Consider the following 18,877-nt stretch of genomic DNA (forward strand, 5'->3'; position numbering starts at 1 on the left):
GTCCCGCCCCGCAGGTGTGAGGCGGGCTTTTTCGTGCCTACGGACGCAGAAGGCCTGGGGCAGATGGCTGAAGGCTGACCGCTCCGATCAAGGGAGCTGAACTTTTATGGAATACCGGAACATCGCCATCATCGCACACGTTGACCACGGCAAGACCACGCTGGTGGACGCGCTGCTGCGCCAGACCCTGGAACTGGGCCACGGTGAGGAAATCGTCGAGCGCGCCATGGACTCCAACGCCCTGGAACGCGAGCGCGGCATCACCATCCTCGCGAAGAACACGGCCGTGGAGTACAAGGGCGTCAAGATCAACATCGTGGACACGCCGGGCCACGCGGACTTCGGCGGCGAGGTCGAGCGCGTGCTCGGCATGGTGAACGGCTGCCTGGTGCTCGTGGACGCCGCGGAAGGCCCCATGCCGCAGACGCGCTTCGTGCTGCGCAAGGCCATCGAACTGGGCCTCAAGCCCATCGTGGTCATCAACAAGATCGACCGGGGTGACGCCCGGCCCGAGGAAGTCGTGAACCTCACCTTCGACCTGATGGCCGAACTCGGCGCCAGCGACGACCAGCTCGACTTCCCGATCCTGTACGCGATTGCCCGTGAAGGCAAGGCGTACAAGGATCTGGACAAGCCCCAGGACGACATGCACGAGCTGTTCGACATGGTGCTGGAGCACATCCCCGCGCCGGAAACGGACCTGAAGGCCCCCTTCCAGATGCTCGTCACGAACCTCGACTACTCCGAGTACCTGGGCCGTATCGTGCTGGGCCGGGTGCAGCGCGGCACCGTGAAGAAGGGCGACTTCGTGCAGCTGATCCACAAGGACGGCACCATGACCAAGTCGCGCGTGGTGCAGCCCTTCACGCACCTGGGCCTGCGCCGCATCGAGATCGAAGAAGTCGGCGCCGGCGACATCGTGGCCCTGGCGGGCATCGAGGACGCGCAGATCGGCGAGACCGTGGCCGACCTGGCCGACCCGGAAGCGCTGCCGATCATCACCGTGGACGAACCCACCGTGAGCATGATCTTCCAGCCGAACACCAGTCCGTTTGCCGGCAAGGACGGCAAGTACGTCACGTCGCGCCACCTGAACGACCGCCTCAAGCGCGAGGTCATGACCAACGTGTCGCTCAAGGTCGAGGAGATCCGCCCGGACGAGTTCAAGGTCTCGGGCCGCGGGGAACTGCACCTGTCGATCCTGCTCGAAACCATGCGCCGCGAGGGCTACGAGGTGCAGGTCGGCGCGCCGCAGGTCATCATCCGCGAGATCGACGGCGAGAAGCACGAGCCGATCGAGCACCTCGTCCTCGACATGCCCGAGAGCCTGTCCAGCGCCGTGATCGGCGTGCTGGGCTCGCGCAAGGGCCAGATGGTGAACATGGAACCGCAGGGCAGCCGCGTGCGCGTGGAGTTCAAGATCCCCAGCCGCGCCCTGTTCGGCTTCCGCACCCAGTTCCTGACCATGACGCAGGGCGAGGGCATCATGAGCCACATCTTCGACGGCTACGCGCCGTGGGCCGGCGAGATCAAGAGCCGCCAGAACGGCTCGCTGGTCAGCATGGAAGACGGTCCGGCCTTCGCGTACTCGATCTGGAAGCTGCAGGACCGCGGCAACTTCTTCATCGACGCGGGGACCGAGGTGTACATCGGCATGATCGTCGGTGAGAACGCCCGCGAGCAGGACATGAACGTGAACGTCTGCAAGAACAAGAAGCTCACGAACGTGCGCTCCAGCGGTGCCGACGACGCCCTGACGCTGATCCCGCCGCGCCGCCTGAGCCTGGAAGACGCGCTGGAGTACATCAGCGAGGACGAACTGGTGGAACTGACGCCGCACAACATCCGCCTGCGCAAGAAGGTCCTGAACCCCAGCTTCCGCAAGTAAGCGGAAGACACGGGCGGCCGGGGGATGACCTCCGGCCGTTCTCGTTGTGGCGTAAGCTCAGGCTGGCTGCCGTCTGGCTGAAGAGAACGGAGACGTGGCGGCTACGATCAATAACTAGATATGACAGGTTGTTAGCCTAGTAGGGCTACGAATCACACCACGTCAGCCCGGAGCCTCAGCGTGCCCGCCTGAGCAGTCAACACGTCCACGAAGCGGGTGGCCGGTGCGCTCAGGGTGCGGCGCGACAGATGGACGAGCGCAGTGCGCCGGGTCAGCGGCGGACGGCCGTCCAGCGCTCGCTGCACGAGCCGGCCGGTGTCCAGTTCGGGCTGGATCACCAGGGCCGGGTAGAAGCCCACGCCGAGGCCGTCCAGCAGCAGGTGCCGGCCCGTGTCGGTGGGCACGTCTGCGACGTCCCTAGCCTGGGCCGCCAGGGTCAGGAGTTCCGGCGGCGTGACCTGCCACCAGCGCAGGAGCAGCAACGGCTGCGCGTCCGTGAGCAGGTCGGGCACCGTGATCGTCTCGCCCGCAGCGAGCGGGTGCTGCGGATGCAGGGTCGGGCGCACCTCCTCGACCAGGTGCAGGACCGGCGTCAGGTCCGGGTGGTGACCGTCGGCGGGGGGCCAGCAGATCACCCCGAGTTCCACCACGCCGTCCGCGAGGGCGTCTACGATCTCCGCGTGGCGCCCCTCGCGCACCACGATCTCCACGCCGGGGTGCTGCCGGTACGCCTGCGCGACGGCCGGCGCCAGGAACGCCCCGGACAGTGACCGCAGCGCCCCGACCGCCAGCCGCCCGCGTTCGCCGGTGCTGGCGAGCCGCGCCGCGTCCAGCCCGTCCTGGAGCACGCCGAGGGCGCGGCGGACATACGGCAGGAAGCTCACGCCCCGCTGCGTCAGGGCGACCTTGCGCCCCCGCGTGAACAGCGCCCCGCCAACCTCGCGCTCAAGGCCCTGGATGCGGGCGCTCACGGTGGCCTGGGCCACGCCCTGCACCCACGCGGCGCGGCTGAACGAGCCCTCGCGGACGATGTGGTCGAAGGTGCGCAGGTCGTCCAGATCCATGGGAAGACGGTAGCATTCCCAATCTATCGGAAACATTGATGTCAGAGGACATGGGAAGGCTATTGAACGCGGCCGGGACACGGTCTACGGTAACGGGATGAGTAAATCCATCACCCTTCCCGATGGTGTGACGGTGCGTCTAGCCACCCGCGCGGACGTCCCCGCCATCGTGGCGATCTACAACCACGCGGTGCTGCACACGACCGCGTCGTATGACCTGGAACCGGTCAGCGTGGACTCGCGGCTGGCGTGGTACGACCACAAGGTTGCGGACGGCTGGCCCGTGTTGGTGGCAGAGGAGGGTGGGGAGATCACGGGCTGGGCGACCTACGGGCCCTTCCGCGAGAAGCCCGGCTACCGCTTCACCGCCGAGCATTCCGTGTACGTCCGCGAGGACTGCCGGGGCCGCGGGGTGGGCCGCACGCTGCTGCGCGCGCTCATTGCGCTGGCGCGGGAGCGCGGCCTGCGGACCCTGGTGGGCGGCGTGGACGCCGACAACGCCGGCAGCCTCGCTTTCCACGAGGGGCTGGGCTTCGCGCGGGTCGCGCACTTCCGGCACGTCGGGCACAAGTTCGGCCGCTGGCTGGACCTGGTGTTCCTGCAACTCGACCTGGAGTCGCCGGCCCCGGCCACCCCCGCCGGAACGGAGGCGCCTGCGTCCGCGTAACGGTGGGATGCGGCTCCACTGTGATGGTCTCCCTGGCCGGCGCGCATGATGCCCGGCCTGCACCTGAACCTGCTTCCGGACGCGGTCGCGTGGATCGTGCACCCGGCGGCCGGCTTCGCGCTGGCGCACTGGGCATCGGTGCTGTACTCGCGGCTGGGCAAGAACCCGGCCTTCCTCCTGCGCGCCGCGCTGATCCTGCTGGTGCTGTCGGTGCTGGGCGCCGGCTGGGTGCTGCACCCTGCGGCGGGCATGCTGCTCGGGTACTTCGGCAGCCGGGCCTTCCACCGCTGGCGGCAGGACGGCACGGCGCTGCTGGCCGGCCTGCTCGCGGCGGCCCTGTTCATGGTGCAGGGTGCCACATGGCTGATCTTCCCGCTGGGCGTGATGGCCGTGGTGTGGGTCTTCACGGCCCTGTCCACGGGGGCGTGGCCCGGCCGCGAGACCACCGGCCCCAGCGCAGAGCCGGCCGCCCTGCCGGAGCACGCGGGCGGACTGCCCATGATGCCGACCGCGCCAGGGCGGGCCGAGCCCGTCATGCCGGCCGCATATGTGCCGCCCCGGCGTCACGCCAGCGCGGCGCCGGACGGGACCGACCCGTTCACGGCCCTGCAACTCGACGACCGGCTACCCGGGGATGTCCGCGCGCAGCTCGTCGCGCTGGACCTCCGCACGGCCGAGGCCCTGAACCACCTGAAGGCGCTGGGGCAGGAGGGGAGTGAGGGAGCGTACGTGGCCCGTGCGATCCGCGACGAGTACGCGCCGGCGTCCGTGCGGGCGTACCTGAACCTGCCGCGCACCCAGGCGGACGTGACGCCCATCGAGGGCGACAGGACCGGCCACGACCTGCTGCGCGAGCAGCTCGACCTGCTGCTGGGCGCGGTGCAGGACATCCTGGCGGGCGCGCTGCGCTCGGGCGGCCAGGACCTGCTGACCCACCAGCGGTTCCTGCGCGAGAAGTTCGGCAAGGAAAAGAGGGAACTGGACGTCTGACGGGCCGGTTACGTCCTGCACAGAATGTGCCGGGTGGAGCACGCTATCCTGGCGTGTGATGACGACCGCGCCCGCCGACCCGATGCCCCGCGCCCTGGCCGCCCTCAAGCGCATGTGGGGCTACGACGCGTTCCGGGGCGTGCAGGCCGACATCGTCCGGACGCTGGTGGACGGCGGCAACGCCCTGGTGCTGATGCCGACCGGCGGCGGTAAGAGCCTGTGCTACCAGCTGCCCAGCCTGCTGCGCCCCGGCGTGGGCGTGGTGGTGTCGCCCCTGATCGCCCTGATGAAGGACCAGGTGGACACGCTGAGGCAACTGGGCGTACGGGCCGCATACCTGAACTCCAGCCTGAGCCCGCAGGACACCCGTGAAGTAGAGGGCGCCCTCGCCTCGGGGGACCTCGACCTGCTGTATGTCGCGCCGGAACGGCTGCTGCTGCCGCGTACGCTGGAGCTGCTGGAGCGCGTGCCGCTGGGCCTGTTCGCCGTCGACGAGGCGCACTGCGTATCGCAGTGGGGACACGACTTCCGGCCGGAGTACCAGGGCCTGCGCGTGCTGCCCGAGCGCTTCCCGGACATCCCGCGCGTGGCGCTGACCGCCACCGCCGACGACCGTACCCGCGCGGACATCCTGAGTGTGCTGGACCTGCACGGCGCGCCGCAGTTCATCTCCAGCTTCGATCGCCCGAACATCCAGTACCGCGTGGCGAACAAGGAAGGCCCCAAGACCCAGCTGCTGGACTTCATCCGTGCCGAGCATCCTGGTGACGCCGGCATCGTGTACTGCCTGTCGCGCAAGTCGGTCGAGGAGACCGCGCAGTGGCTCGTCGCGCAGGGCGTGGACGCCGTGCCGTACCACGCGGGCCTGTCGCCGCGCGAGCGGTCGTCCGCCCAGGAGCGCTTCCTGAACGAGGAAGGCCTGATCGTGTGCGCGACCGTCGCGTTCGGCATGGGCATCGACAAGCCCAACGTGCGCTTCGTGGCGCACCTCGACCTGCCCAAGAGCATGGAGGGCTACTACCAGGAGACCGGCCGCGCCGGCCGCGACGGACTGCCCAGCACCGCGTGGATGGTGTACGGCCTGGCCGACGTGGTGAACGTGAGGCGCATGCTTGCGTCCAGCGACGCGCCCGAGGAGGTCAAGCGCGTCGAGGCCGCCAAGCTGGACGCGCTGCTCACGTACTGCGAGGCCGCCACGTGCCGCCGCCAGATCCTGCTGGGCTACTTCGGTGAGGATTCCGCGCAGCCGTGCGGAAACTGCGACGTGTGCCTGAATCCCCCACGGGTGCGCGACATGACCCGCGAGGCGCAGATGGCGCTGTCGGCGGCCGTGCGCAGCGGCAACCGCTTCGGCGCGGCGCACCTGACCGACATCCTGTTGGGCCGCGCGACCGAGAAGGTCGTGTCGATGAACCACCACACGCTGCCCACCTTCGGCGTCGGCGCCGCGCACGACGAGAAGACGTGGCGCAGCGTGCTTCGGCAGCTCGTCAGCCTGGGCTACCTCGCGGCCGGCGAGCACCACGGCCTGAGCACCACCGGCAAAGCCCGCGCGCTGCTGAAGGGGGAGACCACGCTGGCCCTGCGCGAGGACAGTCTGGTGCCGCAGGTGAGCCGCCGCGACCGGGACCGCGGCCGGATCGGCGGGGGCCGCGCGCCCGTGGAGGCCCACGACCAGCCCCTGTTCGAGGCCCTGCGCGCGTGGCGGCTCGCCAAGGCGCGCGAGCTGGCCGTGCCGCCCTACGTGATCTTCACGGACGCGTCCCTGAAAGGCATCGCGGAGCTGCGGCCCGGCAGCCACGCCACGCTCGGCACCGTCAGTGGCGTGGGGCAGCGCAAGCTCGCAGACTTCGGGGACGACGTGCTGGGCATCGTCCAGCAGCACCAGGGCACGGCCCGCGCGACGCGCCCTCCCACGCCCGCCGAACTCGGCGCCCGCTCGAATAGCGCGGTGCTGGGCCTGCTCAGACCCCGCGCCAGCGTGGCCCCTGCGCCGCTGCTGCCGGAGCACTCGCCCGAGGAACCCAGCCCCGAGGTCGCCGAGGCCCTGCGTGAGCTGCGCCGCGAACTGGCCCGCGAGACCGGCCACAGCGCCTTTGTGATCTTCCCGAACGCCGCCCTGGACGCCCTGGCGGCGCGGCAGCCGCGCACGGTGGCGGCCCTCCAGGGCCTGCCCGGTCTCGGCCCGAAGCGCATCGAGGCGTATGGCGACCGTATCGTCGAAGCGATCAACACGGCCATAGAGGGCTGATCCCGGTCTGCCGATCCGCCTGAGGTTAAATAGGACGCCTATGAACCCCTGAAGTCACCAACAGGACGTGGAGACGGATCGTATTCGCGTCACATCAAGACCGCGAACTGACGGGATGAGCTGCCGTCCGGTTCACCTGGAGATGTTCGACCCAGAGCATGGGGTAGACGCGTCGGCGTCCACCCCCGTCAACGTTCCACGGCCCACGCGAGGAACGTGCGCAGGTCGTCGGCCAGCGCTGCCAGGCTGGGCTGGTGGACATACATCATGTGCCCGGCCTCGTAGTAGGCCACACGGACGTTGCCGCGCAGCGAGCCGTGCAGGGCGAGGTGGTCGAGGGTGTGGCGGGTCGCGTGGTACGGCGTGGCGAAGTCGTAGTACCCGGACGCCACGAAGACCTTCAGGTGTTGGTTCTGGTGCATCGCCTCGCGCAGCGTGTCCGACACGCGCACGTGCTTGTTCTCGAATTCCTTGTAGCTCCACGGGCGCACGCGGCCGGTGAGGATCTCGTACGGCAGGTCGGACTCGAAGCCGAGTTCCACGCGCACGTAGTGGTTCATGGCCGCCGTGTACGACCCGAGGATCGCGGTCATGCTGGGGTCGTCCGACGGTTCCGCGCCGCCCGAATCGCGGTCGAGGCCGGTGAAACGGCTGTCGAGGCGCCCGACCGTCACGCCGCGCCCCCGCAGCAGTTCCTTGCGGAAGCGGGCCAGCGTGACCCGCAGGTCGCTCCGCAGGATGAAGTCCTCGCTCAGGCCGCTCAGGCGGGCGTAGGTGCGCGCCACCTCGGCCCGGCGCGTGTCGTCCAGGCGGGCGCCCAGGTGCAGCGCTGCGGCGTACTCGCCGTCCGCGAAGGCCTCGGCTTCGGCCAGCACGGCCGCGAGCGTCCGGTCGCCATCCAGGGCGCCGTGGTACCACGCGGTCGCGGCCTGCGTGGGCAGGTGCACCACGTACGGCAGATCGTGCCCCGGCGTGAAGTCCACCGTGGAGAAATCCAGGATGGAACTCACCAGCATGATCCCGTTCAGGAACAGGCCGTGGCGCTGCTGGAGGTACCCGCTCAGCCCGGCGGCGCGCGTGGTGCCGTAACTCTCCCCGATCAGGAACTTCGGGCTCAGCCAGCGCCCCGCGCGGCTCACCCACAGGCGGATGAAGTCGCCCACCGATTCGATGTCCCGCCCGAAGCCGTGGAAGTCGCCGGGCTTCTCGCCCTCAGTCACGCGCGAGTACCCCGTGCTCACCGGGTCAATGAACACCAGATCGGACTCGGTCAGCAGGGTGAAATCGTTGTCGGTGAGGTCATACGGCGGGCCGGTCAGGGCGCCGGCGTCCCCCATGACCACGCGGCGCGGGCCGAGCACGCCCAGATGCAGCCACACGCTGCTGCTGCCGGGTCCGCCGTTGAAGGAGAACGTCACGGGCCGCGTCCGGGGGTCGGGCGCGCCGTCCAGCGCGTAGGCCACGAAGAACACGCGGGCGCGGGGCTTGACGCCCTCGCTCTCGCCGTCCTTGGCGTGGGCCTCGTCGTTCAGTACCATCGTCCCGGCCGTCACGGTGTACGCCAGCGTCCGCCCGTTTAGGGTGACGCTGTGGTGGGTGACGCTCACCTCGTCACGTGGGGTGTCCTTGGGCCGGTCGGTGGAAGCGGCCGGGCTGGCCGGCGGATCGTCGCGTTCCGTCATGCGCCCGAGCATAGTGCTGCCTGGCGCCGTAGCGGCCCGGATGGTCACGGCAGGTCGAGACCAGTTCCCGAGGTGCGGTCCTGGAGCCCGCTCTCAGAGCGTGAGCGCCAGCTCCACCGCTTCGCGCAGGCCGCCGGCATCCACGTCCGCAACGGTGTAGCGCGAGGCCGCGCGGGCGGCGGCGACCGCGTTGCCCATGGCGACCGGGTGGCCCACGACGGACATCGCGTCCACGTCGTTCTCGCCGTCGCCAACCATCATCACGCGGTCCATGTCCAGGCCGTAGCGCTGCGCGACCTTGCGCACCGCGGCGCCCTTGCCCACCCCGGCCTTGGTGACCGAGATGAACATGGTGTCCGGCATGGCGGGACTTCCTGCCGGATGCAGCGCCAGGCCCTCGTGCGGTTCGGCCATCACCTCGGCCTGCTCCCCGGTAGGCACGACCCACTGCGCCCGCACCACCGTGCCCACCAGCGACGCCGGCGTGCGCGGCTCGTACGGCAGGCCCAGCAGCGCCGCGTGGCGTTCGGCCAGCTCGCCGGGCTGGTTGAAGGCGTACTCGGTGTCGGTGTAGACCTCCAGCAGCCGCCCGGTGCGCTCGGCGTGCGCCAGCAGGGCCGGCACCGCGCCCGGCGGCATCGCTTCGGACAGGCTCTCGTGGCTGCCGACATTCACGATGCTCGCGCCGTTCTGGAAGACGTGCCAGCCGTCACCGTCCAGTCGCCGGGCGTAGGCGAGCGCGTTGCCCACCGCCGGCCGGCCGGAGCACAGCGCGATCCGCACGCCGCGCGCGCGGGCGTCTGCCATGGCGGCCCACACATCGTCCCGGACGGTGTTCCCCGTGCCCACCAGGGTGCCGTCCACATCCACACAGATCAGTCCAAGCATCCGGCCCAGTGTAGGGGTCACCCGGCCGACCGGGCGGCCGGCAGATGGACAGCTCCCGGCTCAGCGCTGCCAGCGGCCCTCGCGTTCCAGCACGGCGCAGCCGCCCACGTGGATCGCCACGACCTGCGTGCCGTCCACCTCGACCTCCACCTCGACCTCTCCGGGCGACCCGACCGCGTGGCCCTGGTACACCATGCCCGCCGCGCGGCCCGAGCGCACCGGCAGCCGCCCGTGGTGCGCGAGCAGGCCCATCAGCGCGCCCCCCGCACTGCCGGTCACAGGGTCTTCGGGGATGCCCACGCGGGGCGCGAAGTCGCGGGCGGCGAAGCGGTTCACGCCCATCGGCGCGTAGGCGTACACCGACTCCACGTCCAGCTCCTCGCTGAGCTGCTCGATGGCCGGCAGGTCCGGGTCAAGGCCGTCGAGGATCACGGCGTCCAGCAGCGGAACGAAGGCTGACCACTGCCCGCTGCTCGCGGCCGCCAGCGGCAGGCCCCGGTGCACCATGCGGTCGCTGATGCCCAGCGCGTCGGCCAGGCGGGAGCGCAGCGTGGTCGGCAGCAGCCGGGACTCGTGGCGGTGCTGACGCATCCACACCTGCACCGGCACCCCCGCGTCGCTGATCAATCTCAGCGGCACGCGGCCCGACAGCGTTTCGAGTTCCAGCGCCTCGCCCGCCCAGTACCCGGCCTGCGCGAGCATCAGGCCCAGCGCGACGGTCGCGTGCCCGCAGAACGCGACCTCGCACGTCGGCGTGAAGTAGCGCACCCGCACGCGGCCGTCGCCCATGCGGATCACGAATACTGTCTCCGGCGCGTCCAGGTAGGTCGCCAGGGCCTGCATCTCCGCGTCGGTCAGGGCGGCGGCGTCCAGCACCACGCCCGCGCGGTTGCCCTGGCCGGGCGTGGCCGTGAAGGCCCGCACCTCGCTGTACGCGATCATGGCGTCAATCTAACGCCTGCGCCTAAGCGGCGGCGCCCCGGCCACCACAGCGGACCGGGGCGCGGGATCAGGGCCTCAGCGCAGCTTGGCGAGGGTCGCCTTGGCCTGCTCCAGGTCGCGTTTTTCCCAGAACGTCACGGCGGGCATGGCGACGGCCTTGTCGAGCTGCGCGGCCGCCTCGGCCTTCTTGCCCTGGAGCAGCAGCGCGTTGGCGTACTCGATGCGGTGGATGGGCGTGTTCGGCTCCAGGCTGATGGCCTTCTCGAAGTTCGGGGCGACGTTCGAGCGGCTCGCGCCGGTCGCCTGCACGGCGATCGCGCCCTTGAGGCCGCCGGAGTCCAGGGTGGCGTTCCACAGGCCCAGCGCCACGTAGCCGCCGGCCATCTTGGGGTTGAGTTCCAGCGCCTTGTCGAGATTGGCCTTCACGTCCTTGGCGAGGCCTAGGCTCTGGAACACGCCCACGAACTGCGCGAGGCGGCCCTGCGCGCGCGCGAGTTCGAAGTACGCGTCGGCGTTGCTGCGGTCCTTGGCGATGGCGGCGCTCGCGTAGTCCTGGGCCTTCTGGAACAGCGCCTTTTTCTGGTTGTCAGGCACCAGGGACGCGCCGGCGGTGGTGGCCTCGGCGGCCAGGGTCAGGCCGGCGCTGGTGTTCAGCGCCGCGCCGGCCGACGCGGCCTCCTGCCACTTGCCCTGGTCGAGCAGGGCCTGGGCGGCCGGCTGGCTCTGGGCAGCGGCGGTGACGGACAGGGCGAGAACAGCGGACAGGGCGGTCATGCGCATGGGTGGACTCCTCCGGGTACAGGCGGATGCGGTGGGTGCGGACTGTGAAAACTGTGCCGGAGTATACATGCCTGGCCCTGAACCGAACCTGACGACCCCGACAGGTACGGCACTCCCGGGCTGTTCTGAACGGAGTACAGCGGCCTGCGGGGCGCGGGCGGGTGCTACGCTCGGCGCAGCATGGACACGGGCGGTGTGGACTGGAAGGGCGTGCTGGCCGAGGTGCGCCGCCACCTGCCCCCGCCGGCCTCCGGGCGGCAGCAGCGCGGCAGCCTGCGCTGGCTGGAGGCCGAGATGCGCGCACGCGGCGCGAACCCTGCCGCACTGCGCAACATCGTGTACCGCGACGTCGGCACCGCCGCCGACAAGGCCGCCCTGCACGGCATCCTGGCAGACCTGGCCCGCGAGACCGGCCACGATCTGCCGCAGCGGCCCGCACCGGCACCGGCGGCCATACCGGACGAACTCGACCTGCTGGGCCGCTCCAAGAAGCGCGCGTACAGGCAGTTCCTGGCCGGCATGCGGGCGGGCCGCGCGCCGCGCCTGATCGTGACCGGCCGCGCGGGCGCCGGCAAGACCGTACTGCTTGACCGCCTGGACGCGGCGCTGCGCGAGGCGGGCGTGCCGGTCACGCGGGTGGCCCTGACCGGAGACGCTGCGGCCGTGTTGCCCATGCCGCCGCCGGCCGGATCGTCGTACGCCGCCCTCGCACAGGCCCAGGCGGACGCCGCGCGGCGCGCGCTGCCGGCCAGCGGCGCCCTGCTGCTCCGCGTGACGGACGACCTGCACTTTGCGGGTGACCCGCCGCGCGGCCCGGACGGCGCGCCCCTCAGCCCGGGTGCGTGGGCGGCCACGCGCCTGCTCGCGGCGGCGCCGCCCGGCGTGGCGGTGCTGCTGGCCACCGAGTCACGGCGCGGCCTGGAGGACAGCCCGGCCGAGGTGATCGACCTGCGCCCGCCCACCACAGCCGAGGCGCGCACCTATGTGATGACGCGCCTGGGCGTGCCTCAGGCCGAGGCGCACGCCCTGGTGCGCGAGACCGGGCGCCACCTCGACCGACTGACGCTGCTGGTCAGCCTCCGCTCCGGCGACGCGGACGCCGGCAACCTGCGTTCCGATCCCGACACCCGCCGGCTGGTCGAGGCCGCTGCTGCGCTGGTCCGCGTGACAGCGCACGACCCACACGCGGCGTGGCCGCAAGCGCTGCTCCGGTCCGCGCTGGGGACCGATCCCGCCCAGCTCCCCCCGCACGCCCGGGCCCTGCTGCGGTTCACCGAGGACGGCGCGGCCGCCCCCACCCCGGTCCTGCGCGCCGCGTGGACCGCGCCGGAGTCGGCGGCGGTCCACGCGGCCCTGCGCCGGATCGCCGCCGAGGAAGACGATGCGCTGATGCCCTTCCGCCTTGCGGCCCTTGCTCACCTTGCGGAGTGGTCGGCACTGACCGCTGTCCTGGCCCAGCGGCCGGACGACGCGCGGCACCTGCCGCCACTGTGGCCGCTGGTCCGGTCGGCGGCCAGCGGGCCGGAGCGCGAGGTGCTCGCGAGGGCGGTGGTGGCGCACCACGCGGGCCGCGGCGAGTACGGCGAACCGCGCCTGCGCGACGCCCTGTTCACGCTGCTGGAGTCGCCGCACGACCCGGTGCGCGCGTGGGCCCGTGTGAAGCTCGCCGAGAGCAGCCTGGAGGCCGGGCAGATGGACTCTGCCCGCCGGCAGCTCGAGCATCCGGACGTGTCCGGCATGGACGTCGCCGACCCGTGGAGCGTGGCCGCCCACGCGGACGTCCTGCTGGTGTGCGCCGCGCTGGCCCGCTGGGAGGGCGACCTCGACGCGGCGACGCGGTACGCGGCCGATCCCCGGACGGCGGTGGGCGGGCCGCGCGCCGAGCTGTGGCGCGGCGTGATCGCCAAGGATGCCGGCCGCTGGGACGAGGCGCTGCGTCGCCTCCAGGCCGTGCCGCGCCGCAGTCCGCTGCTGTCGGCCCGCGCCCGTTATCAGGAGGGCGACCTGCGCCTGCGGCTGGGCCAGCCCCACGCGGCGCTGGAGGCGCTGCTGGACGCCGCTGCGCGCCTGGACGCGGCCGGCGGCGCGGCCGACGAGCGCGCCCGCGTCCTGGCCCGCGGCGCGACCGCCCTGCGCCGCCTGGGCCGCCCGGACGAGGCGTTGGGGACGCTGGCGCTTGCGCTCGCGCTGGTGCCGGACGACGACCGCCGCCGGCCGGACGGCGTGCCCCGCGCCCGCCTGCTGTCGGAAGGCGTACCGATCCTGCTGGCCCTGAACCGCCCGGACGACGCGCTCGCGCAGGGGCAGCGCGCGCTCGAGCTGCTGCGCGGCACCGCCGCCCGCCCCGCCGAGACCCGCTACCGCGACCGGCGCACCCGCTACCGCCTGGCGCTCGCGTACGTCACCCGCGGTCTGGGTGTGCCGTACCTCCAGCCGCTGGGCGGGCCGACGACGGATCACCCGGACCTGCGCCAGGCGCGCGCCCTGCTGGACGACGTGATCGCGCACGCGGCGGGCGGCAGCGACCGCGACGTGATCCTGACCTTCGACATGCACCTCAGCCGCGCCCTGGCCGATCCGGACGCCCACGCGGCGCTGGAGGCCTGTACCCGCGCCCTGGCACTCGCCGCCCACCCGTACGAGGAGGCGCAGGCCCGTGCCCAGCGCGCCGAGGCCCTGCTGCGGGCCGGCGACACCGCCGCTGCGCTGGCCGACGTGAACCGCGCCCATGCCCTGCTGCGCCGCGTGCAGCCCGCCTCGACCGAGCCGCCGGACCCCGGCCTGCACGCGCAACTCCTCGCGCTGGAGGCCCGCGCGACCATCCACGAGGGCGCAGCGACCGTGACGTGGGTGGCAGAGGCGCTGACGCCCGCGTCCCTCCAGCCGTTCCGGGATGGCGTGTGGCGCGAGGTGGGCCGCGCGCTGGAGGCGGCCCGGCCGGACGCGGCCGACGTGGTGCGCTCGCTGCTGCCCGGCGCCATGGACGGCGGACTGCGGCCCTCCGACGCCCTGCGGGTGGGCATGCTGGCCGCTCTCCCGTCACGGCGGCCCTGAGCGGGTATGCTGGGCGGCGTGAGTTCCACCGATCCGTCCACGCGTGGCCGCGCCGCCGTCCGACTGCTGCAGGGCTACGTCTGGCACCCGCAGGACGCCGACGTCGACCTGGAGCACTTCCTGCCGCGTGAACTGGACCTGTCCGCCCGGCCCGACCCGGACCAGGAGGGCGCGCACGTGCTGTGGGACCAGGTGCAGCCGCCCTTCGCGTTCTTCGAGAACGGAGAGCCGACGGCCGCGCAGACCTTCTACCAGTTCACGGTGCTGCGCGTGTACGACGAGCGGCCCACCAACGAGGCCCTGCACGGCGACGCGACCGCCGCCAGTGAAGCCCTGAGTCCCCTGCTGGACGGCACGCCCGAGGGTGTGGGCTGGCAGCTGTGGGAAGACCTGCGGGAGCTGTGACGCGCCCATGATCGAGTGGCTGGATCTGCGTGTCGAGGGTGATCCGCACCCGCGCCGCTTCGACTCGCCCTCGGCGGCCCGCGACTACCTGCTGCGCGTCGAGCGCCTCAGCGAGGAGGCCGTGACGGCGCTGCTCGCAGCGGGCGAGGTCGGCCCGCCCGTGGCGCGGCGCATGTATGTCCTGCGGCCCCTCGCGTCCGCGTGACCGCCGCCGAACCGGTCGTGGCCATCCCGGTCTACGCCGGGGTCAGCGAACTGGAACTGGGCGTGATGCTGACCGTGTGCCGGCTGTGCGGCGGGGACGGCCGCGCCGTGACGGTGAACCGCTCGCGCGCCAGCATCGTGACGGCTGGCGGGCTGGTCAGCACCCCACACGTCCTGTACGCGGCGCTGCCGGAACCCGCCGCGCTGCTGGTACCCGGCGGCCCCGGCGCGGCGCGCGCGGCCCGTGATCCGCTGCTGCGCGCCTTCCTGGCGGCGCACGCGGCCCTGCCGACGGGCGCGAGCGGCAGCGGCCTGCTCCTCCCCGCCGAGGCCGGCACGCTGGAGGGCCGGGTGGTCGGCGGCCCGGCCGACCTGGCCGACACGCTGTGGGGGCATGGCGTGGCCGACGTCCGCGCCGGCGAGGTCGTCACGGACGGAGCGCTGTGTACCACGCCCGGCGGCTTCCCGGCCCTGCACGCCGCGCTGCACGTCGCCGCAGCCTTGTGGGGCGACGACGCGGCAGCTGAGGCGAGGCGGCGCCTGGGCACCGTCGCCTGACCCATGCCGTGCGCTCATCCGTCGAGGTGTTCGCCGCCCGCCACGCCATCGAACAGGCCGCGCAGGGGCAGGGTGGGCACCGGCACGCGCGTACCGCCGATGCTGAAGCGTTCCCAGCCCAGCATGCGCTCCTCGAGCTGCGCGCGTTCCTCGGGGCTCAGGCGGCCCAGGATGCTCTGCTCGCCCATCTGCGTGCCGTGTGCGGCCAGCGCGGCCTTCTTGTTCTCGGCGTACGCGGCGACCGGCACGCTGACGGCCACCGTGCCCTCGGACACGCCGTACAGCGCGGGGTCGAGGTCCTGCCCCATGCGCGACAGGCCCTGCGCGGCCTCGGTGGTCAGGGCGGTGTAGTACAGACGCTGCGGACCGCCGCCCGGCAGCTGTCCGGAGCTGAAGAACGCCGCCACGGTCGCGCGGTGGATCTTCAGGTGGTCGATGTGACCGTACCCGCCGTGCGGATCGAAGGTCACGATCACCTGCGGGCGCACGTCGTCGATCACCGCCTTGATCCGCGTCTCGATCTCCAGCGGGTCGAGATTCATCAGGGCCTTCGGGTCGTCGTGGCGGGTGCGCTCGTAGCGGCCGGAGTCGTGGTAATCCAGGAACACGGGTTCCCCGATCTCCAGGGCCCGGCACGCGGCCCGCAGTTCCTGCTCCCGCTGCTGGCCGAGGTCGTCCACCGTCATGCCCGGCACCGTGATCTTGCCGGCCTCGCCGCGGGTGGCGCATGCCAGCACGACGCGCACGCCCTTGCGCGCGTAGTGCGTCAGGGTGCCGCCGACGCTGAACGCCTCGTCGTCGGGGTGGGCGAACACGGCCAGCAGGGTGGGCGGGGTCTGGGCAGTCATTCGGGCAGTGTAGGCCACCGGCCGCGTTCAGCCGTAGCCCGGCGGCGCCTCGCCCGCCTCCAGGCGACGCCCGCGCCCGTAGAAGTCCCAGAAGGCCTCCGGCCACGTCTGATACAGCAGTCGGCGGTTGGTGGCGTCGGCGGCCTCCAGCGCGTCGCCCAGCGCGCGGTGAAAGCGGCTGCCCTGCGTCTTCATGGCCAGCGCCGTCCAGTACGGTTCCGAGGCCAGCAGCTCGGCCAGCCGGTCTGCGTCCGTCATGTGGCCATGATGCCGCGCGCGGAGGTCGTCTGCTACGCTTCGCGTCATGGCAAAGCCCACGGGCCCGCGTATCCTGGCGATCACGTCCGAGAAGGGCGGGGTGGGGAAGAGCACGCTGGCCGTGAACCTCGCGGGTGCGTGCGCCGCGCAGGGCCGCCGCGTGGTGCTCATCGACGAGGACGGCCGCGTGGGCAGCGCCGTACGCTGGGCGGCGCGCGGTGGGGACGCGCTGGGTTTCCCGGTGCTGGAGCCCGACGACGCCCGGCCCAAACTGCTGGCGGGCGCCGACCTCGTGATCCTGGACACCGAGGGCCGCCCGAAGCGCAAGGACCTGCGGGCACTGGCCGAACGCGCGGACACCGTGCTGGTGCCGTCCGGCCTGAGTGCCCTGGAACGCGACGCGACCCGTGAACTCGTGGAGTACCTCGGCGACCAGGGCGCCGCCGCGAAGGTGCGGGTGGTGCTGTGCCGAGTGCCGCCGGTCGGGAGCGCGGCCGACGACCTGCGCGAGGAGCTGCGCGACGCCGGCATGGTGGTCTGCAACGCCGTGATCCGTCAGTACGCGGCGCACACCAAGGCGGCCGAGCTGGGCGTGCTGGTGCGTGACGTGCGCGATCCGCGGGCCGCATCCGCGTGGGCGGACGTCGAGGCGCTCGCGCAGGAACTCGGCTGAGGCCACACGGAATGACGCGCTTCGACTATCTGGCTGGGCCGGACAAACCGCGCAAGAAGGACCGCAAGTCCGCGAAGAAGGCCGGCAGGGCGCGGGACGACGGCGGCGCCGACCCCGTGGAGGCCGTGCAGGTGCGCCGGGACACCGTGCGGGCGGTGGCGCGCGAGCTGCGGCACGCGCAGGTGGGCACCGTGGACGACCTCGTGGAGACGTTGCTGCTCGCGTGGTTGCGGGACCGCGCCCGATGACGCTGCGGACGGCAGCGCTGGGACGCTGGGCGGGGCTGGCTGCGGCGCTGCTGCTGACGGTGCCGGGCGTGCTGCGGCCCCTGAGCGGCAGCCTGCTCGACCACGTCGATCTGGTGTTCCACGAGGCCGGGCATGTGATCTTCAGTCCGTTCGGCGAGACGCTGATGCTGCTGGGCGGCAGCGTCATGCAGGTGCTGGTGCCGCTGGGCTGCGCGCTGACCTTCCTGTTCCGGCGTGACCGCTACGCCGCCGGGCTGGTCACCCTGTGGACGGCGCAGTCGCTGGCGGGTGTGGCCGCGTACGTCCGCGACGCGCCGACCCGTAACCTCGACCTGATCACAGGCGACCCCGACACGCACGACTGGTGGCAACTGCTGGGCGCCGCCGACGCGCTGTCGCTGGCGGCGCCGCTGGGAAACATGCTCGCGTTCCTGGCGTTCGCGTGCCTCGTGGCGGGCGTGCTGTTGGCCGTGTGGGACGACGTCCGCTGAGGAATGGAATCGCTGAGGCGCTGGTTCCTGCTCTACCCTGAAGGCATGGAAGGCACCCCACCGGTGGTCACGGGCCGGTTCGCGCCCAGCCCGACGGGCGCCATGCACCTGGGCAACGCACGCACCGCGCTGCTGGCGTGGCTGCACTCCCGGGCGGCCGGGGGCCGCCACCTGCTGCGCTTCGAGGATCTCGACACCGGGCGGGTGCGTCCGTGGGCCTACGACGTCACGCGCCGTGACCTGGAGTGGCTGGGCCTCGACTGGGACGAGGAACATCTGCAATCCGAACGGCTGGAGCTGTATGCGCACGCGCTGTCCCGGCTCGACACCTACCCATGCACGTGCACCCGCCGCGAGGTCACGGAGGCCATCGCGGCGAGCGCGGGGGCACCCCACGGCGACGAGCCCGTGTATCCCGGCACGTGCCGGGACCGGCCGGCCCATCTCGACCGCTCGGCCGCGCGGCGCTGGCGGGTGCCGGCCGTGACGGTGTGCGCACACGACACGCTGCGCGGCTGGACGCTGTGCCAAGTCCTGCCCGCCGAGGTGGGGGACATCGTGCTGCGCCGCAACGACGGCGTGTACGCATACCACCTCGCGGTGGTGGTAGACGACGCGGCGATGGGCGTGACCGACGTGATCCGTGGCGAGGATCTGTGGCCGGCCACGCCGCGGCAGGTGGCGTTGCAGGACGCGCTGGGTCTGCCCCCGGTCCGGTACGGTCATGTGCCGCTGCTGCACGACGTGGCGGGGCAGAGGCTCGCCAAGCGCGGCGGCGCTCCGTCCGTGCGCGAGTGGCGCGAGGGCGGCACGTCGGCGGGGACGGTCCTGGCCCTGCTGGCCCGGAGCCTCGGCTGGGACGTGCCGGATGACGTGTCGGCGGCGGAGCTGCTGCCGGCCTGGCAGGCCTGGTCGCTCCATGAACTCGACCTTGACCGACCTCAAACTTAGACAGGTTGTCTAAGTTTTTATGTACCGGGTGTAAC

Annotated in this window: 19 protein-coding genes; 12 read left to right on the forward strand and 7 right to left on the reverse strand. The window is 72.1% G+C overall.

Annotated elements, in window-relative coordinates:
- Positions 1-106 precede the first annotated feature (106 nt).
- Entirely contained in the window at positions 107-1,888 is a 1,782-nt protein-coding gene (typA, locus tag HNQ07_RS03435) for a translational GTPase TypA (RefSeq protein WP_184109470.1), read from the forward strand.
- 152 nt (positions 1,889-2,040) lie between these two features.
- On the opposite strand, the gene HNQ07_RS03440 is transcribed toward typA, so the two are convergent.
- On the reverse strand, positions 2,041-2,952 hold the full coding sequence (locus HNQ07_RS03440) for a LysR family transcriptional regulator (RefSeq protein ID WP_184109471.1): 912 nt from the start codon (positions 2,950-2,952) through the stop codon (positions 2,041-2,043).
- A 97-nt stretch (positions 2,953-3,049) separates the two neighbouring features.
- Here HNQ07_RS03440 and HNQ07_RS03445 point away from each other — a divergent pair, with 97 nt between their 5' ends.
- Genes HNQ07_RS03445 through recQ form a run of 3 tightly spaced genes read left to right on the forward strand, consistent with a single transcriptional unit; the run spans position 3,050 to position 6,860 of the window.
- Positions 3,050-3,619, forward strand: coding sequence for a GNAT family N-acetyltransferase (locus HNQ07_RS03445; RefSeq protein ID WP_221274672.1), 570 nt, complete (start codon positions 3,050-3,052; stop codon positions 3,617-3,619).
- 45 nt (positions 3,620-3,664) lie between these two features.
- The gene (locus tag HNQ07_RS03450; protein ID WP_229831752.1) at positions 3,665-4,609 is read left to right on the forward strand and encodes a hypothetical protein; all 945 of its coding nucleotides are present in this window, start codon (positions 3,665-3,667) and stop codon (positions 4,607-4,609) included.
- A gap of 58 nt (positions 4,610-4,667) precedes the next feature.
- Positions 4,668-6,860 carry a DNA helicase RecQ gene (gene recQ, locus HNQ07_RS03455; RefSeq protein WP_184109472.1) on the forward strand — a complete coding sequence of 731 codons (2,193 nt, stop codon included), beginning with the start codon at positions 4,668-4,670 and terminating at the stop codon, positions 6,858-6,860.
- A gap of 188 nt (positions 6,861-7,048) precedes the next feature.
- Here recQ and HNQ07_RS03460 read toward each other — a convergent pair whose 3' ends face one another.
- The 4 genes from HNQ07_RS03460 to HNQ07_RS03475 form a co-directional block, all read right to left on the reverse strand.
- Positions 7,049-8,542: a S10 family peptidase gene (locus HNQ07_RS03460; RefSeq protein WP_184109473.1), complete on the reverse strand. Its 1,494-nt coding sequence runs from the start codon at positions 8,540-8,542 to the stop codon at positions 7,049-7,051.
- Between the two features lie 93 nt (positions 8,543-8,635).
- On the reverse strand, positions 8,636-9,430 hold the full coding sequence (locus tag HNQ07_RS03465; protein WP_184109474.1) for a Cof-type HAD-IIB family hydrolase: 795 nt from the start codon (positions 9,428-9,430) through the stop codon (positions 8,636-8,638).
- 60 nt (positions 9,431-9,490) lie between these two features.
- Complete coding sequence (locus HNQ07_RS03470) at positions 9,491-10,372, reverse strand: PhzF family phenazine biosynthesis isomerase (RefSeq protein ID WP_184109475.1); 882 nt, start codon at positions 10,370-10,372, stop codon at positions 9,491-9,493.
- Between the two features lie 75 nt (positions 10,373-10,447).
- Complete coding sequence (locus tag HNQ07_RS03475) at positions 10,448-11,152, reverse strand: tetratricopeptide repeat protein (RefSeq protein WP_184109476.1); 705 nt, start codon at positions 11,150-11,152, stop codon at positions 10,448-10,450.
- A gap of 180 nt (positions 11,153-11,332) precedes the next feature.
- Between HNQ07_RS03475 and HNQ07_RS03480 the strand changes: the two genes are divergently transcribed.
- From HNQ07_RS03480 to HNQ07_RS03495, 4 genes are read left to right on the forward strand one after another with little or no spacing between them, the layout of a single operon-like run.
- On the forward strand, positions 11,333-14,206 hold the full coding sequence (locus HNQ07_RS03480; RefSeq protein WP_184109477.1) for an AAA family ATPase: 2,874 nt from the start codon (positions 11,333-11,335) through the stop codon (positions 14,204-14,206).
- 6 nt (positions 14,207-14,212) lie between these two features.
- Positions 14,213-14,611, forward strand: coding sequence for a DUF3208 domain-containing protein (locus tag HNQ07_RS03485; protein WP_184109478.1), 399 nt, complete (start codon positions 14,213-14,215; stop codon positions 14,609-14,611).
- A 7-nt stretch (positions 14,612-14,618) separates the two neighbouring features.
- Positions 14,619-14,816 carry a hypothetical protein gene (locus tag HNQ07_RS03490; RefSeq protein WP_184109479.1) on the forward strand — a complete coding sequence of 66 codons (198 nt, stop codon included), beginning with the start codon at positions 14,619-14,621 and terminating at the stop codon, positions 14,814-14,816.
- A complete protein-coding gene (locus tag HNQ07_RS03495) occupies positions 14,813-15,373 on the forward strand; it encodes a type 1 glutamine amidotransferase family protein (protein WP_184109480.1) in 561 nt (186 codons plus the stop codon). The genes HNQ07_RS03490 and HNQ07_RS03495 overlap by 4 nt, the downstream gene beginning before the upstream one ends.
- Before the next feature lie 14 nt (positions 15,374-15,387).
- Here the strand turns inward: HNQ07_RS03495 and HNQ07_RS03500 are convergent, their stop codons facing one another.
- Positions 15,388-16,221: a PIG-L deacetylase family protein gene (locus HNQ07_RS03500; protein ID WP_184109481.1), complete on the reverse strand. Its 834-nt coding sequence runs from the start codon at positions 16,219-16,221 to the stop codon at positions 15,388-15,390.
- Positions 16,222-16,248: 27 nt separating this feature from the next.
- Positions 16,249-16,479 carry a hypothetical protein gene (locus tag HNQ07_RS03505; RefSeq protein WP_184109482.1) on the reverse strand — a complete coding sequence of 77 codons (231 nt, stop codon included), beginning with the start codon at positions 16,477-16,479 and terminating at the stop codon, positions 16,249-16,251.
- 46 nt (positions 16,480-16,525) lie between these two features.
- Here HNQ07_RS03505 and HNQ07_RS03510 point away from each other — a divergent pair, with 46 nt between their 5' ends.
- The 4 genes from HNQ07_RS03510 to gluQRS are packed head-to-tail and all read left to right on the forward strand — an operon-like array spanning position 16,526 to position 18,842.
- Entirely contained in the window at positions 16,526-17,152 is a 627-nt protein-coding gene (locus tag HNQ07_RS03510; protein ID WP_184109483.1) for a nucleotide-binding protein, read from the forward strand.
- 11 nt (positions 17,153-17,163) lie between these two features.
- Positions 17,164-17,400, forward strand: coding sequence for a hypothetical protein (locus HNQ07_RS03515; RefSeq protein WP_184109484.1), 237 nt, complete (start codon positions 17,164-17,166; stop codon positions 17,398-17,400).
- Positions 17,397-17,891, forward strand: coding sequence for a hypothetical protein (locus tag HNQ07_RS03520; protein ID WP_184109485.1), 495 nt, complete (start codon positions 17,397-17,399; stop codon positions 17,889-17,891). The genes HNQ07_RS03515 and HNQ07_RS03520 overlap by 4 nt, the downstream gene beginning before the upstream one ends.
- 45 nt (positions 17,892-17,936) lie before the next feature.
- Positions 17,937-18,842: a tRNA glutamyl-Q(34) synthetase GluQRS gene (gluQRS, locus tag HNQ07_RS03525; RefSeq protein ID WP_184109486.1), complete on the forward strand. Its 906-nt coding sequence runs from the start codon at positions 17,937-17,939 to the stop codon at positions 18,840-18,842.
- The last annotated feature ends 35 nt before the right edge of the window (positions 18,843-18,877 follow it).

It is taken from the genome of Deinococcus metalli, from assembly GCF_014201805.1.
GTDB classification, from domain to species: domain Bacteria; phylum Deinococcota; class Deinococci; order Deinococcales; family Deinococcaceae; genus Deinococcus; species Deinococcus metalli.